The sequence below is a fragment of the Bacillus sp. B19-2 genome (genome assembly GCF_022832475.1).
GTDB lineage: Bacteria > Bacillota > Bacilli > Bacillales > Bacillaceae > Bacillus > Bacillus paralicheniformis.
Genome location: NZ_JALHKQ010000001.1, coordinates 864,993 through 888,493 on the forward strand (window position 1 = coordinate 864,993; position 23,501 = coordinate 888,493).

Annotated in this window: 21 protein-coding genes and 1 pseudogene; all 22 read left to right on the plus strand. The window is 46.9% G+C overall.

The window, feature by feature from the left end; translation table 11 throughout:
• The first annotated feature begins 9 nt into the window (after nucleotides 1-9).
• The 22 genes and pseudogenes from MST20_RS04490 (at nucleotide 10) to cotE (ending at nucleotide 23,460) form a co-directional block, all read left to right on the plus strand.
• Nucleotides 10-2,358, plus strand: coding sequence for a DNA translocase FtsK (locus MST20_RS04490; protein ID WP_243940348.1), 2,349 nt, complete (start codon nucleotides 10-12; stop codon nucleotides 2,356-2,358).
• A 132-nt stretch (nucleotides 2,359-2,490) separates the two neighbouring features.
• Nucleotides 2,491-3,216, plus strand: a complete 726-nt coding sequence (locus MST20_RS04495; protein ID WP_243940350.1) for a GntR family transcriptional regulator — start codon at nucleotides 2,491-2,493, stop codon at nucleotides 3,214-3,216.
• A 134-nt stretch (nucleotides 3,217-3,350) separates the two neighbouring features.
• Nucleotides 3,351-4,556 (plus strand): bacillibactin exporter BcbE, encoded by a 1,206-nt coding sequence (gene bcbE, locus MST20_RS04500; protein WP_243940352.1) that lies wholly within the window; start codon nucleotides 3,351-3,353, stop codon nucleotides 4,554-4,556.
• Between the two features lie 140 nt (nucleotides 4,557-4,696).
• Nucleotides 4,697-5,977, plus strand: a complete 1,281-nt coding sequence (gene yfmF / locus MST20_RS04505) for an EF-P 5-aminopentanol modification-associated protein YfmF (protein WP_243940354.1) — start codon at nucleotides 4,697-4,699, stop codon at nucleotides 5,975-5,977.
• Entirely contained in the window at nucleotides 5,974-7,260 is a 1,287-nt protein-coding gene (gene yfmH, locus MST20_RS04510) for an EF-P 5-aminopentanol modification-associated protein YfmH (RefSeq protein ID WP_243940356.1), read from the plus strand. The genes yfmF and yfmH overlap by 4 nt, the downstream gene beginning before the upstream one ends.
• An 87-nt stretch (nucleotides 7,261-7,347) precedes the next feature.
• The gene (ymfI, locus tag MST20_RS04515; RefSeq protein ID WP_243940358.1) at nucleotides 7,348-8,079 is read left to right on the plus strand and encodes an elongation factor P 5-aminopentanone reductase; all 732 of its coding nucleotides are present in this window, start codon (nucleotides 7,348-7,350) and stop codon (nucleotides 8,077-8,079) included.
• Nucleotides 8,080-8,149: 70 nt separating this feature from the next.
• Complete coding sequence (locus MST20_RS04520) at nucleotides 8,150-8,407, plus strand: DUF3243 domain-containing protein (protein WP_075752761.1); 258 nt, start codon at nucleotides 8,150-8,152, stop codon at nucleotides 8,405-8,407.
• Nucleotides 8,408-8,654: 247 nt separating this feature from the next.
• Nucleotides 8,655-9,446 (plus strand): YmfK family protein, encoded by a 792-nt coding sequence (locus tag MST20_RS04525; RefSeq protein WP_003181917.1) that lies wholly within the window; start codon nucleotides 8,655-8,657, stop codon nucleotides 9,444-9,446.
• 17 nt (nucleotides 9,447-9,463) lie between these two features.
• On the plus strand, nucleotides 9,464-10,366 hold the full coding sequence (locus MST20_RS04530) for a helix-turn-helix domain-containing protein (protein WP_347880853.1): 903 nt from the start codon (nucleotides 9,464-9,466) through the stop codon (nucleotides 10,364-10,366).
• A 66-nt stretch (nucleotides 10,367-10,432) separates the two neighbouring features.
• Entirely contained in the window at nucleotides 10,433-11,014 is a 582-nt protein-coding gene (pgsA, locus tag MST20_RS04535) for a CDP-diacylglycerol--glycerol-3-phosphate 3-phosphatidyltransferase (protein WP_003181921.1), read from the plus strand.
• Nucleotides 11,015-11,033: 19 nt separating this feature from the next.
• Nucleotides 11,034-12,284: a competence/damage-inducible protein A gene (locus MST20_RS04540; RefSeq protein WP_243940359.1), complete on the plus strand. Its 1,251-nt coding sequence runs from the start codon at nucleotides 11,034-11,036 to the stop codon at nucleotides 12,282-12,284.
• Nucleotides 12,285-12,452: 168 nt separating this feature from the next.
• The gene (gene recA / locus MST20_RS04545) at nucleotides 12,453-13,499 is read left to right on the plus strand and encodes a recombinase RecA (RefSeq protein WP_043926427.1); all 1,047 of its coding nucleotides are present in this window, start codon (nucleotides 12,453-12,455) and stop codon (nucleotides 13,497-13,499) included.
• Nucleotides 13,500-13,840: 341 nt separating this feature from the next.
• Nucleotides 13,841-15,400, plus strand: a complete 1,560-nt coding sequence (gene rny, locus MST20_RS04550; protein ID WP_020451457.1) for a ribonuclease Y — start codon at nucleotides 13,841-13,843, stop codon at nucleotides 15,398-15,400.
• A gap of 86 nt (nucleotides 15,401-15,486) precedes the next feature.
• Entirely contained in the window at nucleotides 15,487-16,284 is a 798-nt protein-coding gene (locus tag MST20_RS04555) for a TIGR00282 family metallophosphoesterase (protein ID WP_243940361.1), read from the plus strand.
• A 201-nt stretch (nucleotides 16,285-16,485) separates the two neighbouring features.
• Nucleotides 16,486-16,746 carry a stage V sporulation protein SpoVS gene (gene spoVS / locus MST20_RS04560; RefSeq protein WP_003181955.1) on the plus strand — a complete coding sequence of 87 codons (261 nt, stop codon included), beginning with the start codon at nucleotides 16,486-16,488 and terminating at the stop codon, nucleotides 16,744-16,746.
• 105 nt (nucleotides 16,747-16,851) lie between these two features.
• On the plus strand, nucleotides 16,852-17,772 hold the full coding sequence (locus MST20_RS04565; protein ID WP_165427003.1) for a dipeptidase: 921 nt from the start codon (nucleotides 16,852-16,854) through the stop codon (nucleotides 17,770-17,772).
• A gap of 124 nt (nucleotides 17,773-17,896) precedes the next feature.
• Nucleotides 17,897-18,940, plus strand: a complete 1,044-nt coding sequence (gene tdh / locus MST20_RS04570) for an L-threonine 3-dehydrogenase (RefSeq protein WP_243941156.1) — start codon at nucleotides 17,897-17,899, stop codon at nucleotides 18,938-18,940.
• A gap of 14 nt (nucleotides 18,941-18,954) precedes the next feature.
• The gene (locus tag MST20_RS04575; RefSeq protein WP_243940363.1) at nucleotides 18,955-20,130 is read left to right on the plus strand and encodes a glycine C-acetyltransferase; all 1,176 of its coding nucleotides are present in this window, start codon (nucleotides 18,955-18,957) and stop codon (nucleotides 20,128-20,130) included.
• Nucleotides 20,131-20,273: 143 nt separating this feature from the next.
• A complete protein-coding gene (gene miaB, locus MST20_RS04580) occupies nucleotides 20,274-21,803 on the plus strand; it encodes a tRNA (N6-isopentenyl adenosine(37)-C2)-methylthiotransferase MiaB (protein WP_243940365.1) in 1,530 nt (509 codons plus the stop codon).
• A gap of 1 nt (nucleotide 21,804) precedes the next feature.
• Entirely contained in the window at nucleotides 21,805-22,236 is a 432-nt protein-coding gene (ricA, locus tag MST20_RS04585) for a regulatory iron-sulfur-containing complex subunit RicA (RefSeq protein WP_020451463.1), read from the plus strand.
• Between the two features lie 83 nt (nucleotides 22,237-22,319).
• A pseudogene (locus tag MST20_RS04590) lies at nucleotides 22,320-22,602 on the plus strand (aldo/keto reductase); the annotation flags it as partial.
• Between the two features lie 309 nt (nucleotides 22,603-22,911).
• Complete coding sequence (gene cotE / locus MST20_RS04595) at nucleotides 22,912-23,460, plus strand: outer spore coat protein CotE (protein WP_020451464.1); 549 nt, start codon at nucleotides 22,912-22,914, stop codon at nucleotides 23,458-23,460.
• Nucleotides 23,461-23,501 lie beyond the last annotated feature (41 nt).

The following is a 23,501-nucleotide window of genomic DNA, read 5'->3' on the forward strand; positions in this document are numbered from 1 at the left end:
TGATGGAACATGGCAAAAAGAAAACGAAAATCAACAAAGAAACAAAAACAAGGAAAAAAACGGATTCATCTTAAATTTGAATTGTACGGATTAATCTGTATCGCCATCTCGATTATTGCGGTTTTGCAGCTTGGCGTAGCAGGGCAAACGTTCATTTACATGTTCCGCTTTTTCGCCGGTGAATGGTTCATCCTTTGCTTTCTCGGCCTCTTTTTAACGGGCGTGTCTTTATTTTGGAAGAAGAAAACACCCAGTTTTTTGACGAGGAGAAAAGCGGGCCTTTACTGCATCATCGCAAGCATGCTGCTTCTTTCCCATGTCCAGCTGTTTCAGCATTTGACCGAAAGGGGAATCGTTCAGTCTCCGAGCGTGATCCAAAATACGTGGGAGCTGTTTCTGATGGATGTAAAAGGCGAGACAGGATCCCCTGATCTTGGAGGCGGAATGATTGGAGCCGTTTTATTTGCGGCGTCATACTTTCTGTTTGCATCTGCAGGGTCTAAAATCATCGCCGTCTTCCTGATCTTGATCGGCCTTCTTTTGATTACGGACCGTTCGCTGCAGGAGACGCTGATCAAATGGATGACCCCGGTCGCGTCCTTCATTAAAAACCAGTGGCAGGCCTTTTTAGCAGACATGAAACAATTGAAAAGCAGCTCGCCCAAAAAGAAATCAGGAAAAAAACAAAAGGCGCAGAGAAAACGGACAGTGACTGAAGAGCCTGTACAAGAAGCGGAGCCTGAACCAGATCCGGTGATTCAGTCAGAACCGATTATTTCAAGCTTTTCCGACCGTGATGAAAAGCCCGAAGTTCAAGCGTACGAAGCTCAGGCGCCTGTCCCTGCAGAGCATTCTCCTGAGCCTGATACGGGTGAGGACATGCAGGCTGCAGCCGCGCCCGAGATCACGTTCACAGAGCTTGAAAACAAGGATTATCAGCTTCCGACGATTCAATTGCTGGACGAGCCGAAGCACACAGGGCAGCAGGCGGATAAAAAGAATATTTACGACAATGCCAGGAAGCTGGAAAAGACGTTTCAAAGCTTCGGAGTTAAGGCGAAAGTCACCCAGGTTCACCTCGGCCCGGCCGTGACGAAATATGAAGTCTATCCTGATGTGGGCGTCAAAGTCAGCAAAATTGTCAATTTAAGTGATGACCTGGCTCTTGCGCTCGCGGCCAAAGATATCCGCATCGAAGCCCCGATTCCCGGAAAATCGGCGATTGGAATCGAAGTCCCGAATGCGGAAGTCGCGATGGTTTCCTTGAAAGAAGTGCTCGAATCGAAACTGAATGACCGGCCGGATGCAAAGCTGATGATCGGCCTCGGCCGGAACATTTCCGGAGAAGCTGTATTGGCAGAGCTGAACAAAATGCCCCATCTTCTTGTTGCAGGAGCGACAGGAAGCGGGAAAAGCGTCTGTGTCAACGGGATTATTACAAGCATTTTGATGAGGGCAAAGCCCCACGAAGTGAAGATGATGATGATCGACCCGAAAATGGTCGAGCTCAACGTCTACAACGGGATTCCGCATTTGCTCGCGCCCGTCGTGACAGACCCGAAAAAAGCATCGCAGGCTTTGAAGAAAGTCGTCAATGAAATGGAGCGGCGCTACGAATTGTTTTCTCACACGGGAACGAGGAACATCGAAGGGTATAACGACTATATTAAACGGATGAATGCCGCAGAAGAAGCAAAGCAGCCGGAGCTGCCATACATCATTGTGATCGTGGACGAGCTCGCCGACTTGATGATGGTCGCTTCCTCTGATGTAGAAGACTCGATCACAAGGCTTTCGCAAATGGCCAGGGCGGCGGGAATCCATCTGATCATCGCGACGCAGCGGCCTTCGGTCGATGTCATTACAGGGGTCATTAAAGCCAATATTCCGTCAAGGATCGCTTTCAGCGTATCGTCGCAGACCGACTCCAGAACGATTCTTGATATGGGAGGCGCTGAAAAACTTCTCGGCAGAGGGGACATGCTGTTCCTGCCTGTCGGCGCCAACAAACCGCTCCGCGTCCAAGGGGCCTTCCTGTCAGATGAAGAAGTTGAAAAAGTTGTCGATCACGTCATCAGCCAGCAAAAAGCCCAATACCAAGAAGAAATGATTCCAGAAGAGACGCAGGAAACGGTCAGCGAAGTGACAGACGATCTTTACGACGAAGCGGTTGCGCTTATCGTCAGCATGCAGACGGCGTCCGTGTCCATGCTGCAAAGAAGATTCCGCATCGGCTACACAAGAGCGGCGCGGCTTATCGATGCCATGGAAGAGCGGGGAATCGTCGGCCCTTATGAAGGTTCAAAACCCCGTGAAGTCCTCTTGTCAAAAGAGCAATACGAAGAACTCTCTTCTTAAGAAGAGAGTTCTTGTTTTACATAATTTCATTATGTAAACTAGAAAACGTCTATTTATTTATTTGACAAAACATGATATAGTTATCCTCAATTAAAGGTAATTTGAATCTGATCTGTCAGACGGAGGGAAAACATGTCGATAAAAGCTGACAATCAACGGTTATGTTTAAAAGTGATTGATCGGATAAAAGATGATATTCAAAATGGGGTCTTTTGCGAGAATGAACGGCTCCCGTCTGAGTTTGAGCTGTCAAAGATGCTTGGTGTGAGCAGAACAGCTTTGCGAGAAGCGCTTAGAATGCTGGAAGAAGAAAACGTCATCATCAGAAGGCATGGAGTCGGACATTTTGTAAATGCCAGACCGTTATTTCTATCTGGTATTGAGCAGCTGAACAGCGTCACAAAAATGATCGAGCAGGCAAGCATGACGCCGGGAACCATTTTTATGTCTTCACAGGTTAGCGCTCCTACCGAAGAAGATATGCTCCGGTTTCAATATGCGGAAGAAACCGAGATCTTTTTGCTTGAGCGGGTGAGAACGGCAAATGGAATGCCTGTTGTCTACTGTCTTGATAAAATACCTGTGGATATCCTCCCGGAAGGCTTTTCACACGAGCAGGAATCGATGTTTGAATGGCTTGAGGATAAATCCGGCGCCGTGATCAGCTATGCTGTTGCCGATATTGTACCGATCGGGTATCACGACACCATTTCTCAAATTCTCGAATGCGATCCTGAAACATCTTTGCTGCTGCTCAAACAGACTCATTATGACCAAAACGATAAGCCCGTTTTATATTCTTTAAACTATTTTCGGGCCGATAAATTCAGATTTCACGTCGTCAGAAAACGTTTTTGATATACGGGCGCTCGATTAGGAGCGGCTGTTTTTTTTGCCCTTTTGTGCCCATACATAAATAAGTCCGCATCACGGAACAATAACAGATGGAAATACTGATGAATTGGGTGAAAAAGTTGAGCAGAAAAAAAGACATGAAAAGCATTGTTGCGCTGTCTTCGGTCCCGCTTGTGATGACGCTCGGCAATTCGATGCTGATTCCGGTTTTGCCGGTGATCGAAAAAAAATTAAACATTTCTTCGTTCCAAGTGTCGCTGATCATCACGGTTTACTCAATCGTGGCGATTTTATGCATCCCGATTACCGGCTATATGTCAGACCGGTTCGGAAGAAAAAAGATCATGCTCCCATGTCTTGTGATCGCGGGAGCTGGAGGAGCTCTGGCGGGTTTGGCTTCAACTTTTTTCAAAGATCCGTTTGCGATGATTTTAGCCGGGCGCGTTCTTCAAGGAATCGGATCAGCCGGCGCAGCGCCGATCGTCATGCCGTTTATCGGCGATCTTTTTCAAAATGATGAAGAAATCAGCGCGGGACTCGGAGATATAGAGACGGCCAATACTGCCGGTAAAGTATTAAGCCCGATATTAGGGGCTTTTTTAGCATCTTGGGTTTGGTACATGCCATTTTGGTTTATTCCGATCGTGTCTCTCGCCAGCTTTTTTCTCGTCTTGTTCTTTGTTCCCAAACCGAAGGACAAAGATGATGAAAAGCAAACATTAAAAAACTTCGCAAAGAGCGTACAGGAGATATTTAAACGGGAAGGACGATGGCTTGTTTCCATTTTTGTCATCGGCGGGATCATTATGTTTCTTTTATTCGGGGTTCTCTTCTACCTGTCGGATACTTTGGAGAAGCAGCATCACATTGACGGGATTGCAAAAGGAGCGCTTCTCAGCATTCCGCTGCTTTTCCTTTCCGTCAGCTCCTACCTTGCCGGAAAGCTGATCGGAAACGACAAAATCAGGATGAAGGCCTGCGTACTGACCGGCATGGTCCTGCTGTCTCTGTCGTTTGCCGGTTTGTGGTGGAACCACAGCTTTTACCCGCTGTTTTTATTTATGTCCATCGGCGGCATCGGCATCGGGATTGCACTCCCTTCCTTGGATGCGCTGATTACCGAGGGAATTGAAAAAGAAGAACGCGGCACGATATCTTCGTTTTACAACAGTATGCGGTTTATCGGGGTTGCGCTCGGACCGCCGGTATTCGCCTATATGATGACAAATGCGGATTGGCTGATATTCATCGTATCGCTTTTGTGCGGTTTAGCCGCCTTAGCACTTGTGCTGTTTAATATCGACCCGAAAGAAGACGAAAGTGAAGCGGCAAAGACGGTGTAAATCTGCACCGTCTTTTTCATAAGGTTTTTAGTTTCCTTAAATCTCCTCCAGTTGATATAATTACAACCATACAGTCCAAGCGCATATGCTGAAATGTGGTCATAATACATAATATAAACAAGGACGAAGGAGGTTCTAGTATGACATACCTTAACGAAATAAAAGGAAAGCACCGCGGATTGACAAGCCACATCGTCAAAACGGAAAAATTCAAAACCGTCTCGATTATTTTTAAAATGCTTGCTCCTTTAACAAAGGAGGATGTGACAGAGAGGGCGCTTTTTCCGCATGTGCTTTTGCGGGGAACGGGCAGCCGCCCCAAAACTTCAGAACTCAGAACGTATCTTGATGAACTTTACGGCACTTCCGTATCATGCGACCTCTCCAAAAAAGGGGAAATGCATGTTATTACATTCAGGCTCGATATCGCAAACGAAAAATTTTTAAAGGATCAGACACCGCTTCTGGAAAAAGGACTCGAGCTTTTGGCAGAGATCATTTTTTCGCCGGCGCTTGAAGACGGGGCTTTTCTGCCGCTGTACGTGTCTCAGGAAAAACGCACCCTAAAGCAAAGAATACAGGCGGTTTATAACGACAAAATGCGCTATTCAAATTTGAGGCTGATTCAGGTGATGTGCAAAGATGAGCCATACGCGCTTCACGTCAACGGAGAGCTTGATGATGTGGACGGCATCACGCCTCAAAGCCTGTATGAAGCTTATCAAAAAGCGGTCACAGAAGACCAGCTCGACATTTACGTCGTTGGGGATGTGGATGAAAAGCAGGTGAATTCGTACATTTCCAAATACTTCGAAGTAAACGAGCGGGAGCTGAGACCCGTTCACAAGCTTGAGCAAATCCGCGCAAAGGAGCCTCAGGAAGTCGTCGAGGATGCGGATGTCAAGCAAGGCAAGCTGAACATGGGATTTCGGACGGGAACGCATTTTACGGATGATGATTATCCGGCGCTTCAGCTGTTTAACGGCTTGTTTGGCGGATTTTCACATTCAAAGCTGTTTATTAATGTCAGGGAAAAGGCCAGCCTTGCCTATTATGCGGCTTCCAGAATCGAAAGCTTTAAAGGGCTGTTGATGGTGATGTCGGGGATTGAAGTCGGCAATTATCAAAAAGCCGTCGACATCATCAAGGAGCAGTTCCAGGAAATGAAAAAAGGCAGCTTTACAGAAGAAGCGATCGACCAGACGAAAGCCGTCATTAAAAACCAGATTCTTGAAACGCTTGATACACCGTACGGCTTAGTCGAATTTATTTATCAGCAGGCTGCCGCCCAAACCGAATTTTCTCTGGAAGACTGGCTGGGACGAATCGACAACGTCACAAAAGCCGAGATTATCGAAGTCGGGAAGAAAATCGATTTGGATACAACGTACTTTCTCAAAGGGACGGAGGGAGCATCTTGACGAAAACGATCGAATTTAAACAGCTGAAGGAAACATTATATTACGAAAAAATGCCTGGCGGCCTCGATGTCTATGTTCTTCCGAAAGAAGGATTTAACAAGACATATGCGGTCTTTACGACAAAATACGGATCGATTGACAATCAGTTTGTCCCGCTTGGAAAAGAAGAAATGGTCCGTGTGCCTGACGGAATCGCACACTTTTTGGAGCATAAGCTCTTCGAAAAAGAAGACGGCGATGTTTTTCAGCAATTCAGCAAGCAGGGAGCTTCGGCAAATGCGTTTACCTCCTTCACAAGAACAGCTTACCTGTTTTCGAGCACGTCCAATGTGGAAGAAAACTTGGAAACGCTTGTCGATTTTGTGCAGGACCCTTACTTTACGGAAAAAACGGTTGAGAAGGAAAAAGGCATCATCGGACAGGAAATCAACATGTATGACGACAACCCAGACTGGCGTTTGTTTTTCGGCTTGATCGAAAACATGTACCAGGAGCATCCTGTCCGGATTGATATCGCAGGCACGATCGAAAGCATCTCGCATATTACAAAAGACCTTTTGTACGAATGCTATGAGACGTTCTATCACCCGAGCAATATGCTGCTGTTTGTCGTCGGTCCGGTCGATCCCGAAGCGATCATCCGCCAGGTCCGCGAAAACCAGCAGAAAAAGCCGTATACAGACCAGCCTGAAATCGTCCGCAAAGAAGTTAAAGAGCCTGGAGCCGTATTCAAAAAAGAACAGGAAATTAAAATGAATGTTCAAAGCTCAAAATGCCTCGTCGGTTTAAAAAGCGCTCATCCGACGAATACGGGAGAAGCCCTGCTGAAGCATGAGCTGACTATCAACCTCATCCTCGAGTGCCTGTTCGGCAAAAGCTCCAGCGATTATGAAAGAATTTATGAAAAAGGGTATATCGATGAGACATTCAGCTATGACTATACTGAAGAACACGGATTTGGCTTCGTCTCTGTCGGCGGCGATACACCTGAGCCCGACAAGCTTGCCGAGGAGCTGAAACAAGTGCTGTTCAAGGCGAAAGAAACGGTCACAGCCGAAAAGCTGGAGCTGGCTAGAAAGAAAAAAATCGGCAATTTCTTAAAATCGATGAATTCGCCTGAGTATATCGCCAACCAGTTTACACGGTACGCTTTTCTGGAGACGAGTCTGTTTGATATCGTGACCGTACTCGAATCGATTACGCTTGAAGACGTTCACCGCGTCATTCAGGAAGAAATCGAAGAAGACAGAATCACCGTCTGCAAAGTCGTTCCAAAATCATAAAGCAAGGTTTGAAAGTTCAGCGTGTCAGGACATTTTCCGACGCACGCTGAACCTTTCTTCTTTTTAACGGAAAGGTGGAAACATAGTATGACAAAACTCGCTCTTATCACCGGTGCAAGCGGCGGAATCGGGCAAAGCATCAGCGAAAAGCTGGCGCAAAACGGGTATGATCTTCTCCTTCATTACCATACAAATGAGCAGGCAGCCGCAGCACTTGCAGAAAGGCTGGCACATACATACGGTATTCACGCCGAAATCATTCACGGCGACCTGTCCGACCCCGGCGGCGCAAAAGCCGTTTCCGCTTCCATCGGCGGGCGGGCGCTTGACGGCATCGTCTTAAACAGCGGTCAAAGCTTCCGCGGGCTTGTGACAGACATGACCGATGAGGCTGTGCAGGACATGGTGCAGCTCCATGTCTCAAGCCCGTTTCTGCTGACGAGGAATCTGCTGCCGGCGATGATCAGGAAAAAATCCGGCGCAATTGTAGCCGTCAGCTCCATTTGGGGTGAGACAGGGGCGTCGTGCGAAGTTTTATACAGCATGACAAAAGGCGCGCAAAATGTGTTTGTCAAAGCCCTTGCAAAAGAGCTTGCGCCTAGCGGCATCAGAGTCAACGCCGTTTCTCCGGGCGCTGTGAAAACAAAGATGATGGGCTCGTTTTCAAAAGAGGAAGAAGAGATGATCGCTGACGAGATTCCGATGGGAAGGCTCGCCGAAGCCGAAGAGGTTGCGGACGCCGTGCTGTTTCTGCTCTCTGCTAAGGCATCTTATATCACGGGTCAAATTTTGTCAGTTAATGGCGGCTGGCATTGTTAAAAACATGTATAGTTTGCGGTCCCCCAGATCATAATAAGGCTGTAACTTCAAGAGAATGGAGGGGCCTGATATGTCCGTACTGGATAATTGGGATCAGTGGAAAAACTTTTTGGGCGACCGTTTGAACTATGCCCAAGAAAGAGGTATGTCAAACGAAACCATCTCAGATCTCGCATATGAGATCGGCGATTATTTGGCCGGTGAGGTTGATTCAAAGAACCATCAAGAACGAGTGCTCGCGGACCTTTGGAGCGTGGCTTCAGAAGAAGAGCAGCGCGCCATTGCGAATGTGATGGTTAAGCTTGTTGAAAACAACAGCTCGCATTAAGGAGAGAGTGTGTTCACTCTCTCTTTTTTATAGGCGCGGCTTTGTCAGCGCCACCGCTATTGTTGTTTGCTTTCCGCCCCGATAGGGTAAACATCATCCAGGCGCCGTTACAGCAGGTTTTTCCCGATTATGGGAAACGGACGTTTTTCTCATTTAATCACAACATTCTGCTTTCTAATTGAGACAAAATGCTTTATGATAAAGGAAGGTAAATTTTTGCCACGATGATGGGTAGGGAGGTTATCATTTGGCAAAGCTCGAATGGTACTTAGAATATGAAATACAAGTCAACCGTCCCGGACTTCTGGGAGATATATCCTCTTTATTGGGGATGCTTTCAATTAATATTGTGACCATTAACGGCGTCGATACTCAAAGAAGAGGCCTCTTGTTAAAATGCCGTCATATAGATCAGATTAAGCGACTGGAATCGATTCTGAACACGATGGATACGATTAAAGTGACGAAGCTCCGCGAGCCGAAGCTTCGCGATCGTCTCGCTGTAAGGCACGGCCGCTACATCCAGCGGGATGCGGACGATAAAAAAACGTTCCGGTTTGAACGCGACGAGCTTGGCTTGCTTGTCGATTTTATGGCTGAGCTGTTTAAAAAAGACGGGCACAAGCTGATCGGGATCAGGGGAATGCCCCGGGTCGGCAAGACGGAATCAATTGTCGCTTCAAGCGTCTGTGCAAGCAAAAGGTGGCTTTTTGTTTCTTCGACCCTGCTGAAGCAAACGATCAGAAGCCAGCTGATTGCCGATGAGTACAGTCCGGAGAATGTTTTCATTTTGGACGGCATTGTGTCGACGAGAAGAGGATCTGAACGCCATTTGCAGCTCGTCAGTGAGATCATGCGGCTGCCGGCGACCAAAGTTGTCGAGCATCCGGACATTTTCGTGCAAAATACGGAATATACGATGGACGATTTTGATTACATCATCGAATTGCGTAACAGCCCCGATGAGGTGATTACATATGAACATGCTGAAGAACCGCAGATGTTTGACCATTCAGGTTTTTCCGGCTTTGATTTTTAAAATGGAAGGTGTTTGTTGTGACTGAACTAGGAAATCGGCTGAAAGAAGCCAGAGAGGAAAAAGGGATGTCATTGGACGATCTTCAGGCGGCCACAAAGATCCAAAAAAGGTATTTAACAGCCCTTGAAGAAGGAAACTATGATATCATTCCGGGAAAATTTTATGTGCGGGCTTTTATCAAGCAGTACGCCGAAGCTGTCGGCTTCGACTCGGAGCTCTTGTTTGAAGAGTTTAAAAAAGATATCCCTAATTCTTACAATGATGAGGTTTCTGAGAAGCTTTCTTCAATCAAGCCGCAGAGAGAGTTGCCCAAGTCTGCCTCAAAAGCGCTTGAACTTTTGCCTACCCTGCTTGTGGCAGCCGGCGTTATCGTTGTGATCGCGATCATTTACGTCATCGTTCAGGCTGTAAACGGCGGAGGCAACCAGCAGGCTGAAGAGCCTAAGACAGAGGAATCGCAAAGCAAGTATGACGTCTCAAAAGATTCCCCGCTGACAAAGGGAAATCAACAGAACACGGATGCGCAGAAAGACAGCGCTGAAGGCGACAAAGAAAAAAAGGATCAGCAGTCTGATGAGAACGACAAGCTGACCATGAAAGCGACCTCAAGCGAAGGCTCTTCCACAACTTATGAAGTATCAGGATCCGACAAGCTGGAGCTTGAAGTAAAGGCAAGCGCAAACTCATGGGTCAGGGTGCGCGACGAGAAAGGAAGCTCCCTCAAAGAAGGAATGATGAAAAAAGGAGAAACCTTTCAAAAGAATATTACCGATCAATCGCAAATTGATTTGCGGATCGGATATGCGCCGGGCGTTGAAATTAAAATCAACGGAGAAGTTCTTTCTTACAAGCTCGATCCTAAGACTGTGATGACACAAAACATAACGATTCAAAATAAAAAGGAGGAAAAGTCATCTTAATTGCACAGATGACTTTTTCTTGCGTTCATCATCAATAGGAAAACATACATATCTGGAGGAACCTTTATGTTTAATCTACCGAATAAAATCACGCTTTCTAGAATCGCATTAATTCCTGTTTTTATGGTCATCATGCTTGTGCCGTTTCAGTGGGGGGCTGTCTCCTTTGGCAGCGAATCGATTCCGGTCACCCATTTGATCGGCGCACTGTTGTTTATTTTTGCTTCTGTCACCGATTGGGTTGACGGCTATTATGCGAGAAAGCTGAACCTTGTCACAAACTTTGGAAAATTTCTTGACCCGCTTGCAGACAAGCTGCTCGTGTCTTCCGCTTTAATTATTCTGGTGCATTACCATCTTGCTCCCGCCTGGATGGCCATTGTCATTATCAGCCGGGAATTTGCCGTAACGGGACTGCGGCTCGTCCTTGCGGGAACAGGGGAAGTCGTCGCGGCCAACATGCTTGGAAAAGTGAAAACATGGGCTCAGATCATCGCTATCTCTGCCCTTTTGCTTCACAATCTTCCATTTGAGCTTGTATCCTTCCCGTTCGGCTCGCTTGCTTTATGGGTGGCTGTCTTTTTCACAGTCGTATCAGGATGGGATTATTTCGCTAAAAACTGGGATGCTTTAAAAACATCGAACTAAACGTGGGGAAGTGGAAACAATGAAGTTGGAAAGAAAAGCGGAAATTATCGCTGTCGGTTCTGAGCTTCTGCTCGGACAAATCGCTAATACAAATGCTCAGTTTATCAGCAGGCATTTAGCCGAAATCGGCATTAACGTCTTTTATCACACGGCAGTGGGAGACAACCCGGAACGCCTTAAACAAGTGATTCAGACAGCACAGCAAAGGTCTGACTTCATCATTTTTTCGGGAGGCCTCGGACCGACGAAAGATGATTTGACAAAAGAAACGATCGCTGAAGTTGTCGGGCGCCCTCTTCAGCTCGACGATGAAGCCTTCGAATCGATTCAGGATTACTTCAAAAAAACGAACCGGGAGATGTCGCCGAACAACCGCAAACAGGCGCTGATCCTCGAAGGATCCGATGTTCTGCCGAACCGCTTCGGGATGGCGCCGGGAATGCTGCTTGAGCATGAATCGCGCTTTTATATGCTCCTGCCGGGACCTCCGAAAGAGCTGGAGCCGATGTTTGAAAACGAAGCGAAACCGCTGCTTGTGGAAAAGCTCGGCTCGAAGGAAAAGATCGTGTCAAGGGTACTGCGGTTCTTCGGCATCGGAGAATCCCAGCTTGAAACCGATTTGGAAGATCTCATCGATGCGCAGACTAATCCGACAATCGCCCCGCTTGCGGCAGACGGGGAAGTCACGCTCAGGCTCACGGCAAAGCATGCGGATCCGGCGGAGACAAACCGCTTGTTAAAAGAAACGGAAGACCTCATCCTGGAGCGGGTCGGAGCGTTCTTTTACGGATATGATGATACATCTCTTGCAGAAGAGCTTGCGAAAGCATGCAAGAGCAAGGGAATGACCCTGGCCGCTGCGGAAAGCTTTACAGGCGGGCTTTTTTCCACCTGGCTGACGGAAATGAGCGGCGCTTCGGAATATTTTAAAGGCGGCGCCGTCTGCTACACAAACGAATTGAAAGTGTCAGCGGCCGGCGTTGCCGAAGACACGCTGCAGCGCTACGGTGCGGTCAGCGCGCAATGCGCAAAAGAGCTCGCCGCAGGCATCAGAGTCAAAACAGGAAGCGATATCGGCATCAGCTTTACCGGAGTAGCCGGGCCGAATACGCAAGAAGGCCATCCGGCAGGAAAGGTGTTTATCGGCATCTCCGTGAAGGACCAGGCTGAAGAAGCGTTCGAATTTCAGTTCGCCGGATCGAGGTCTGGGGTGCGAAAGCGTTCTGCCAAATACGGCTGCCATCTGTTGCTGAAAATGATGGAAAAATAAGCGGAAACCGGATTTTCGGAATATCTTTATTATGAAAAAGGTCATTCCATTTTAGGAGATCGATTTTTTCCTCTTAAAAAAATCGAATATGCGTTCGCTTTTTTCTTGGCAAATCCGTGCAAACAAGGTATAGTAGATATAGCGGAAGTGATAAAGGAGGAAAATAGAATGAGTGATCGTCAGGCAGCCTTAGATATGGCGCTTAAACAAATAGAAAAGCAGTTTGGTAAAGGTTCGATTATGAAACTCGGCGAACAAACTGAAACGAGAATTTCAACAGTTCCGAGCGGTTCTTTAGCGCTCGACACGGCTCTTGGAGTGGGCGGATACCCGCGCGGCCGGATTATTGAAGTATACGGGCCTGAAAGCTCCGGTAAAACGACGGTGGCGCTTCATGCGATTGCCGAAGTTCAGCAGCAGGGCGGACAGGCGGCGTTCATCGACGCCGAACACGCGCTCGACCCCGTCTATGCACAAAAGCTGGGCGTCGACATTGATGAGCTTTTGCTGTCACAGCCTGATACGGGCGAGCAGGCACTCGAAATTGCCGAAGCTCTTGTCAGAAGCGGAGCGGTGGATATCGTTGTCATCGACTCAGTAGCAGCGCTTGTGCCGAAAGCCGAAATCGAAGGAGACATGGGGGATTCCCACGTTGGTTTGCAGGCCAGACTGATGTCTCAGGCGCTTCGTAAGCTTTCCGGAGCAATCAATAAATCAAAGACCATCGCGATCTTTATTAACCAGATTCGTGAAAAAGTCGGTGTCATGTTTGGAAATCCTGAGACGACACCAGGCGGAAGAGCGCTGAAATTCTACTCTTCTGTCCGCCTTGAAGTGCGCCGCGCAGAGCAGCTGAAACAAGGCAACGATGTCATGGGGAACAAGACGAAAATCAAAGTCGTGAAAAACAAAGTGGCACCTCCGTTCCGGACGGCCGAAGTGGACATTATGTACGGGGAAGGGATTTCAAAAGAAGGGGAAATCATCGACCTCGGAACAGAGCTTGACATCGTTCAGAAGAGCGGTGCATGGTACTCTTATCAGGAGGAACGTCTTGGACAAGGCCGTGAAAACGCCAAACAGTTCCTGAAAGAAAACAAGGACATCCTTTTGATGATTCAAGAGCAGATCCGGGAGCACTACGGTTTGGACACCGGGGGCGTTGCTCCTGCGCAGGAAGACGATGCCCAAGCTCAGGAAGAACTCGAATTTTAATCATGAAACATGTGAAAGGCTGCCGGCCCGATCGGCAGCCTTTTCCTTTCATTTGCGCATTCAGACGCAGCTCCTTTATCCATCTCCTTCATCCGGGCGGTTTGAAAAGGCGTTTAATCCAGAAACGTTAAGACCGTAAGCTTGACAAGTATTTCCCACACAATTACAATGAAATTGTATCACTTGTTTTTCTTAACATGATTGATAAACATTTAAACTTGACAAGGGCTGTGAAGCCGCTTCACTCCCTGTGAAGGTTCTGTATGTTGAGAAGAAGTACAATGTACATGCCGACACTTACTTTTAGCAAGACAAGTTCATAGCAAGAGGAGGTGAAAGTTATGAATCCTTTAGCAATTCTCATCTCCATTTTGCTGAGCCTATTCTGTTTAGTTGTTGGCTACTATGTTCGTAAAATCATTGCCGAAGCAAAAATTTCAGGTGCGCGAAATGCAGCCGAACAAATTCTTGGAGACGCAAAGCGGGATGCTGAAGCGTTGAAAAAAGAAGCCCTTCTTGAAGCAAAGGACGAGATTCATACGCTTCGGATAGAAGCTGAACAAGAAGTTCGTGAAAGACGAAATGAGCTTCAAAAACAAGAAAACCGTTTACTTCAAAAGGAAGAGAACCTTGACCGAAAAGATGAATCATTAGATAAACGGGAAGCGATGTTGGAGAAGAAAGATCATTCTCTGAATGAACGACAACAACATATTGAAGAGATGGAAAGCAAAGTGGATGAAATGATTCGTATGCAGCAGTCAGAGTTGGAGCGTATTTCAAGTCTGACGCGAGATGAAGCGAAGCAAATCATTCTGGAACGGGTTGAAAACGAGCTTTCCCATGACATCGCGATCATGACGAAAGAAAGTGAAAATCGAGCGAAAGAAGAGGCTGATAAAAAAGCGAAAAATATTCTTTCATTGGCTTTACAGCGCTGTGCGGCAGATCATGTGGCCGAGACAACGGTTTCGGTTGTCAACCTTCCAAATGATGAGATGAAAGGCCGCATTATCGGACGTGAAGGACGTAATATCCGTACATTGGAAACATTGACGGGGATCGATCTGATCATCGACGATACGCCGGAAGCCGTTATCCTTTCAGGATTTGATCCGATCAGGCGTGAAACAGCCAGGATCGCTCTTGATAAACTCGTTCAGGATGGCCGCATTCATCCTGCCAGAATCGAAGAAATGGTTGAGAAATCCCGCCGTGAAGTGGATGATTACATTCGCGAAATGGGTGAACAGACGACATTTGAAGTTGGAGTTCACGGTCTTCATCCCGATTTAATCAAAATCCTCGGCCGCTTGAAGTTCAGAACGAGCTACGGACAGAATGTACTGAAACATTCAATGGAAGTGGCGTTTCTGACAGGCTTGATGGCTTCAGAGCTCGGAGAAGACGTGACGCTCGCAAAAAGAGCAGGACTTCTTCATGATATCGGGAAAGCGATTGACCATGAGGTGGAAGGAAGCCACGTTGAAATCGGTGTAGAACTGGCCACCAAGTATAAAGAGCATCCAGTTGTCATCAACAGTATCGCATCTCACCACGGAGATCAGGAGCCGACTTCCATCATCGCCGTGCTCGTGGCCGCAGCCGATGCGCTGTCCGCCGCAAGACCTGGCGCAAGAAGCGAAACGCTCGAAAACTATATTCGCAGGCTTGAAAAGCTGGAAGAAATCTCTGAATCGTACGAAGGTGTTGAAAAATCATTCGCGATACAAGCGGGACGAGAGGTGCGGATCATGGTCAAACCTGACTCAATCAACGATCTTGAAGCCCATCGTTTGGCGCGTGATATTCGAAAACGAATCGAGGACGAGCTTGACTACCCTGGACACATCAAAGTAACCGTAATCAGGGAAACGAGAGCCGTTGAATACGCAAAATAAAGTGGTGCGAATGCGCCACTTTATTTTTTTGTTTCCTTGTGTAACACTATGATTAAAACCTATTTTAAAAAAGAAAGGGTCAAATTATGAGAATTTTATTTATTGGAGATGTTGTCGGTTCGCCCGGCAGAGACATGATCATAACCTATTTGCCGAAGCTGAAGCTGAAATATAAACCGAACGCCGTCATCGTCAACGGAGAAAACGCGGCACACGGAAAAGGCATTACCGAAAAAATATACCACCAGCTCATTCAAGCGGGAGCCGACGTTCTCACAATGGGAAACCACACATGGGATAAAAGGGAAATATTTGATTTTATTGATGACGCGCCACAGATCGTCAGACCCGCCAATTTTCCCGAAGGCACGCCTGGAAAAGGCATCACATACATAAAAACAAACGGTTCGAAGGAACTGGCTGTGATCAATTTGCAAGGCCGCACATTTCTGCCTGCGATCGATTGCCCTTTTCGAAAAGCTGATGAATTAATAGAAGAAGCGTCAAAAAGAACACCGTTCATCTTTATCGATTTTCATGCCGAAGCGACAAGCGAAAAGCAGGCGATCGGCTGGTATACGGACGGCCGCGTGTCAGCGGTTGTCGGAACGCACACGCATGTTCAGACAGCCGACAACCGCATTCTTCCGAAAGGCACGGCATATATAACAGACGTGGGGATGACAGGGCCTTACGACGGGATTCTCGGCGTCGACCGCGAGACGATTATCAAGCGTTTTAAAACGAGCCTGCCCGTCCGTTTTGAAATTGCCGAAGGCCGCACAACACTGAGCGGAGTTGTCATTGACATCGACGAACAGAGCAAGAAAGCCGTTAAAATTGACCGGATATTAATTAATGATGACCACATGTTTTTTGAATAACTGAACTGAAAATCATTTTAGAAAAATATTAAAAGGAAAGCAGGAATATCCCGGTCCTATAGTGAATATAGTAAAAATGGAAGGTACCCTGCTATTTTTGAAAAGCAATTAAAAGGGGATGGCTTTGAAAATAGCAACATCTAATAATGATTGTTCTAATGAACACTCACTTATCCATTGTAAACTTAAGGGGGAGCAGGAATGGAAATATTAAAGGTTTCAGCAAAATCAAATCCAAACTCGGTCGCAGGTGCGCTCGCAGGAGTCTTGAGGGAACGAGGCGCTGCAGAAATTCAAGCAATCGGAGCCGGAGCATTAAATCAGGCTGTTAAAGCGGTAGCGATTGCACGGGGATTTGTAGCGCCGAGCGGTGTCGATCTGATTTGCATTCCGGCGTTTACGGACATTCAAATTGACGGTGAAGAACGAACAGCGATTAAGCTAATCGTAGAGCCTCGCTGATAGAAAAATCACTCTTTTTCAAATGCTTCAACCTGCTTACTTTCACGTAAGCGGGTTGTTTTTGGTTTGACCGTTTTTGAAAAATGCAGCCGGGAGAGGATGAACGTGAAAATTTTTGATGCCCATTCTGATTTGCTGCTAAAGCTTTGGAAAAATCCGAAGCTTAATGAATACAGCGACCCGTCGCTGCAAACGCCGGTTCAGGCGCTGTTAAACGGAAAGGCGAAAGTGCAGTGTCTGGCGATTTTTCTGCCCGAAACTGTACCTGATACAATAAGGCTTGAAATGGCGCTCGTCCAGATCCGGCTGTTTCACGAAAAAATTGCAAAGTACAAGCGGATCAAACTGATCAAACATAAAGCCGATATCGACAAACTCAAAAGCGATGAAACCGGCATCATTCTAACGATGGAAGGCTGTGAGCCGATCTCAAAAAACTTAAGGCTGTTTGACATCTTTTTTCAGCTCGGAGTCAGAAGTTTCGGCCTGACGTGGAACTGGGCCAATACGTTCGCAGACGGCGCTTTAGAAGAAAGAAACGCAGGTTTGACTTCATACGGGGAAAGGCTGATTCGCAAGGCGAACAAAAACCGGGCATGGACCGATCTCTCCCATTTATCCGAGAAAAGCTTTTGGGATGCGGTTGAAACGGCGGCGTATCCGATCGCCTCTCATTCGAATGCGCACAGCCTTTGCCCTCATCCGAGAAATTTAAAAGACGATCAAATCAAAGCGCTTATTGAAAAGAACGGCGTCATCGGCTTGACATTTGTCCCTGAATTCGTGAGAAACGGAAAAACGCCTGTGATCAAAGATATCCTCTCGCATATTGACCATGTCTGCTCTTTGGGAGGCGAGCGGCATATCGGATTCGGATCTGATTTTGACGGCATCGACCGGGTCATTCCGGGTCTGGAAGCCCACAAAGATTACGGGAATCTGATCGAAGCGCTGCAGCGCTCATATACACCAAGTCAAGTCGACGGATTTCTCTTTCAAAATTTCTTCAGCCGCATCCCATTTTAAAAAAATATCATGCATTTTTCAGAGGGTGTTCATCTGTTTTTATCAGAAAGACACAGGTGTTTACCAATATGAATTATCGTGCTACAATCCTTTTGTAAAGCGATTTTGCAAAGGGGGTCTGTTCATCTTGGACGGAAATATGAAAGCGCTTATCAAGAAGCCGGGGGAGCCGGGCGCCAGCTTCGAGCTCGTCCCGATACCGAAGATCGACAAACACGAGGTGCTGATCAAAGTCAAAGCCGCATCGATTTGCGGAACCGATGTCCATATTTATAATTGGGATGAATGGGCGAAAAGCAGGGTGAAACCGCCTTATGTGTTTGGCCACGAATTTTCCGGCGAGGTTGTTCTAGTGGGGGAAAATGTGACTGCGGTACAAGAAGGGGAGTATGTTTCGGCAGAAACGCACATCGTTTGTGGAAAGTGCCTGCCGTGTTTGACCGGAAAAGAGCATGTCTGCAGAAAAACGCTGATTCTCGGTGTCGATACAGACGGCTGTTTTGCCGAATATGTCAAAGTGCCTGCCGCAAACATTTGGAAAAACCCGGCCGGCATGCCTGAGGATCTCGCTTCTATTCAAGAACCGCTCGGAAATGCCGTGCATACGGTTCTGACGGGAATGACGGCCGGAGTGAAAGTCGCTGTCGTCGGCTGCGGACCGATCGGATTGATGGCCGTGGCAGTTGCAAAAGCGTCAGGCGCATCACAGGTGATCGCCATCGATAAAAACGAATACAGGCTCGACCTTGCATTGCAAATGGGGGCAACCGATATCATCTCCGTTGAAAAAGAAGATCCGCTCAAAAATGTAAGCGCTTTAACTGGCGGTGAAGGAGCGGACTTGGTTTGCGAAATGTCAGGCCATCCGACGGCCATCCGCCAAAGTTTAAAAATGGCTGCGAACGGAGGGCGGGTTCATGTCTTAAGTCTGCCTGAGCATCCCGTATGCATCGACATGACAAATGATATCGTCTTTAAAGGACTGACGGTTCAGGGAATTACCGGCCGCAAAATGTTTGAAACGTGGAGGCAGGTCAGCGGTCTTCTCCAGTCCGGTACGATTCAAATCAAGCCTGTCATCACCCACCGTTTCCCGATGGAAGAGTTTGAAAAAGGCTTTGAACTGATGAGAAAAGGGCAATGCGGAAAAGTCGTATTGATACCGTGAAAGGAGAGATTAATATGAAAGAATTCAATTTTTTAGCTTCCGAGCTTGATACAATGAAAGAAAACGGAACTTTTCAGGAACTGCCGATCATCGAATCGCTGCAAGGATCAACTGTCAAAATGAAAGGAAAAGACATCATTCAGCTTTCATCCAATAACTATCTCGGGTTGACGTCTCATCCGCGTCTTCAAAAAGCGGCCGAAGAGGCGGTCAAACGGTACGGTGCTGGAACGGGATCGGTTCGGACAATAGCCGGCACATTCACCATGCATGATGAGCTTGAACAGAAGCTCGCTTCATTTAAAAACACTGAAGCTGCACTCGTATTCCAGTCCGGTTTCACTGCAAATCAAGGCATTCTTTCAAGCATCCTCACCAAAGATGATATCGTCATCTCAGACGAATTAAACCATGCTTCCATCATTGACGGCATCAGACTTACCAAAGCGGGCAAAAAAGTATATCAGCATGCGGATATGGAAGATTTAGAAAAGATTTTGAAAAAATCAATGAATTACAGAATGCGGCTTATCGTTACAGACGGCGTGTTTTCGATGGACGGAGACATCGCGCCGCTTCCCGAAATCGTCCGGCTCGCTGAACAGTATGACGCTTTTGTCATGGTCGACGATGCGCACGCGTCCGGCGTTCTCGGCGAGAACGGGCGCGGAACGGTTCACCATTTCGGGCTGGACGGGAAGGTTCACATTCAAGTCGGCACGCTCAGCAAGGCGATCGGTGTTTTAGGAGGCTATGCGGCCGGTTCCAAGGTGCTGATCGACTATTTAAAGCATAAAGGCAGACCGTTTCTCTTCAGTACTTCCCATCCGCCGGCCGTCACTGCGGCATGCATTGAAGCGGTCAATGTGCTGATGGAGGAACCTTCATTGATTAAAAAGCTTTGGGACAATACTTCGTACTTCAAAAAAGAGCTTGAAAAAATCGGCCTTCCGCTGATTAAGAGCGAAACGCCGATCACGCCGATTTTGATCGGTGATGAAGCCGAAGCATGCCGCTTTTCAAACACGCTTTTCGAGCTCGGTTTATTTGCGCAGGCCATTGTATTTCCGACCGTTCCGAAAGGCAAAGCGCGAATCAGAACGATCATGACTGCCCAGCATTCGAAAGAAGAGCTCGATAAAGCGCTTGAAATCATTGAAACCGGCGCCAAAAAAGCGGGTCTGCTTTAAACTCGTCGATTTCTTTCTCAACAAAGCAAATAACCATTGATAATCATTTTCAGTTAGTGTACAATGATGGGTTCTGGGTTGTGCTGACAACCGAGAACCTTTATACTGAAGAGTGGAGCTTTGTTTGAAAGGAGATCAAAAACATGAATGAGAAACAGCGCATTGATAGCGGACAGGTCAATCCATCGGACAAAAAATCCGAGAAGGATTACAGCAAGTACTTCGAAGCTGTTTATGTTCCGCCTTCCTTAAAAGATGCGAAAAAACGCGGCAAAGAAGAGGTTAAATACCATAGCGATTTTAAAATTTCCGAGCAGTACAAAGGGATGGGAGAAGGACGGAAGTTCTACATCCGCACATACGGCTGCCAGATGAATGAACATGATACAGAAGTCATGGCCGGTATTTTCATGACCCTCGGCTATGAGCCGACCGATTCGACTGAAGACGCCAATGTGATTCTGCTAAACACATGCGCCATTCGCGAAAATGCGGAAAACAAAGTATTCGGTGAAATCGGCCATTTAAAAGCTTTGAAAAAAGACAATCCGGATTTGATCCTTGGCGTATGCGGATGTATGTCCCAGGAAGAATCAGTCGTCAACCGGATTTTAAAGAAACATCCGTTCGTCGATCTGATTTTCGGTACACACAATATCCACCGCTTGCCGGAACTTTTGTCAGAAGCGTATCTGTCAAAAGAAATGGTCATCGAAGTGTGGTCTAAAGAAGGCGATGTCATTGAAAACCTTCCGAAAGTCCGCACCGGCAAAATTAAAGGCTGGGTCAACATCATGTACGGCTGCGACAAGTTCTGTACGTACTGCATCGTGCCGTACACAAGAGGAAAAGAACGAAGCAGACGTCCCGAAGAAATCATTCAGGAAGTGAGACGACTTGCGGCTGAAGGCTATAAAGAAATCACGCTTCTCGGACAGAACGTCAACGCTTACGGCAAAGATTTCGAGGATATGGAATACGGACTCGGACACTTGATGGATGAGCTCCGCAAAATCAATATTCCGCGAATCCGCTTCACGACAAGCCATCCGCGTGATTTTGACGATCATCTGATCGAGGTGCTCGCAAAAGGCGGGAACCTTCTGGATCACATCCACCTGCCTGTTCAGTCCGGAAGCTCGGATGTCTTGAAACTTATGGCGCGCAAATACGACCGGGAACGCTATCTCGAGCTTGTCGCCAAAATTAAAAAAGCGATGCCGAACGCGTCTTTAACAACAGACATTATCGTCGGCTTCCCGAACGAAACAGATGAGCAATTTGAAGAAACGCTTTCCTTATACAGAGAAGTTGAATTTGACAGCGCCTATACGTTCATCTACTCGCCTCGCGAAGGAACGCCTGCTGCAAAAATGAAAGACAATGTTCCGATGCGCGTGAAAAAAGAACGGCTTCAGCGATTAAATGAAGTGGTCAACGAAATTTCCGCGAAGAAAATGAAGGAATATGAGGGGCAGGTTGTCGAAGTGTTAGTAGAGGGTGAAAGTAAAAACAACCCTGATATCCTTGCCGGCTATACACGGAAAAACAAGCTTGTTAACTTCAAAGGACCAAAAGAAGCGATCGGCCAGCTTGTCAACGTGAAAATCCACCAGGCGAAAACTTGGTCGCTTGACGGAGAAATGGTAGGAGAAGCAATCGAGGTGAAATAAAGTGACGCTTTATACGAAAAAAGAGATTGTTGCAAAAGCGCGGGAACTCGCAAAAATGATTGCCGAAACGGAAGAAGTCGACTTTTTCAAAAAAGCGGAGGCACAGATTAATGAGAATGCCAAAATAACGGGCATTATCAACCAAATCAAAGCCCTGCAAAAGCAAGCCGTCAACTTTAAACATTATGAAAAGCACGAAGCGCTTAAACAAACGGAAGCAAAGATTGACGCGCTTCAGGAAGAGCTTGACGAGATTCCGATCATTCAAGAGTTCAGAGACTCCCAAATGGAAGTCAACGACCTTCTGCAGCTCGTCGCGCATACAATATCAAACCAAGTGACAAACGAGATCATCACATCAACCGGGGGAGACCTGCTGAAAGGCGAGACCGGTTCAAGAGTAAAAAATTCATCACCGAGCTGTTCTCTATAATTTGGCGGCGCCTTTTAAAGGCGCCTAGCTTGTCGACAAAGCCGTGAAAAACGCTTTGATTGACAAGCTTTTTTTATGGAAACACAGGCGAGGCCAAAAGGGAAGACCTCATTGAAAAACACCGCTTACAGCTCGAAAAATTTTCGTCTATGCGAGGAGCTTGGGGAGAAAGAAGCCAACGTCGCTTTGGCATGGGTGCTGGCAAATCCGGCGTTGACCGCTCCTATTATAGGGCCGAGAAACGTCGAACAGCTGCGGAATGCAATCAGAGCTGTTGAGATCAGTCTGGATGAGGGCATACTCAGCGAGCTGAGCGACATCTTCCCTGGACCCGGAGGGGAAGCGCCTGAAGTATACGCTTGGTAGCAGCAATGCTATTAGATTAAGAATAAAGTAGACACAGCATCATGAAGCAAACTAAACTTTTTCAAATGGATGTTGTCAACAACCTTAGGCGCCATTTTTTATACAATTTCCCGCCGCGACGGCTTATTGAAAAGATTCGTTTTTCGGTCTGTCTTTTTCTTTTCTGATTTAAGTCAAGTTTATCCTTTTATCTGCATACACTTAAACAGATTCATTATATGGGAATGTTATTTTGATTTCTCAAGGAACGCACATTAGACGAATGCCCAGCATAGGATAATACGAGGAAAAACAAGGAGGCATGACCGAATGTCTGAATACAGGGAAATTATTACTAAAGCGGTGGTCGCGAAAGGCCGGAAATTCACCCAGTCCACTCATACAATCTCCCCTTCGCAAAAGCCAACCAGTATTTTGGGCGGTTGGATTATCAATCATAAGTATGACGCCGAAAAAATCGGAAAAACCGTGGAAATTGAAGGGACATATGATATCAACGTCTGGTATTCATATGCGGACAACACCAAAACCGAAGTTGTGACAGAACGCGTTTCCTATGTTGATGTCATTAAGCTCCGGTATCGCGACAAAAATTACTTAGATGATGAACACGAAGTGATTGCGAAGGTGCTTCAGCAGCCGAACTGCCTTGAAGTGACCATTTCTCCGAACGGAAACAAAGTGGTTGTACAGGCGGAAAGGGAATTTTTATCAGAGGTTGTCGGCGAGACGAAGGTCGTCGTTGAAGTCAATTCTGATTGGACGGAAAGCGATGAGGAAGAAGCGTGGGAAGAAGAACTTGATGAAGAACTTGAGGACATCAATCCGGAGTTTTTGGTCGGAGATCCAGAAGAATAAAAGGAAGCTAGGGAAACACCGCCCTAGTTTCTTTTTTTTAG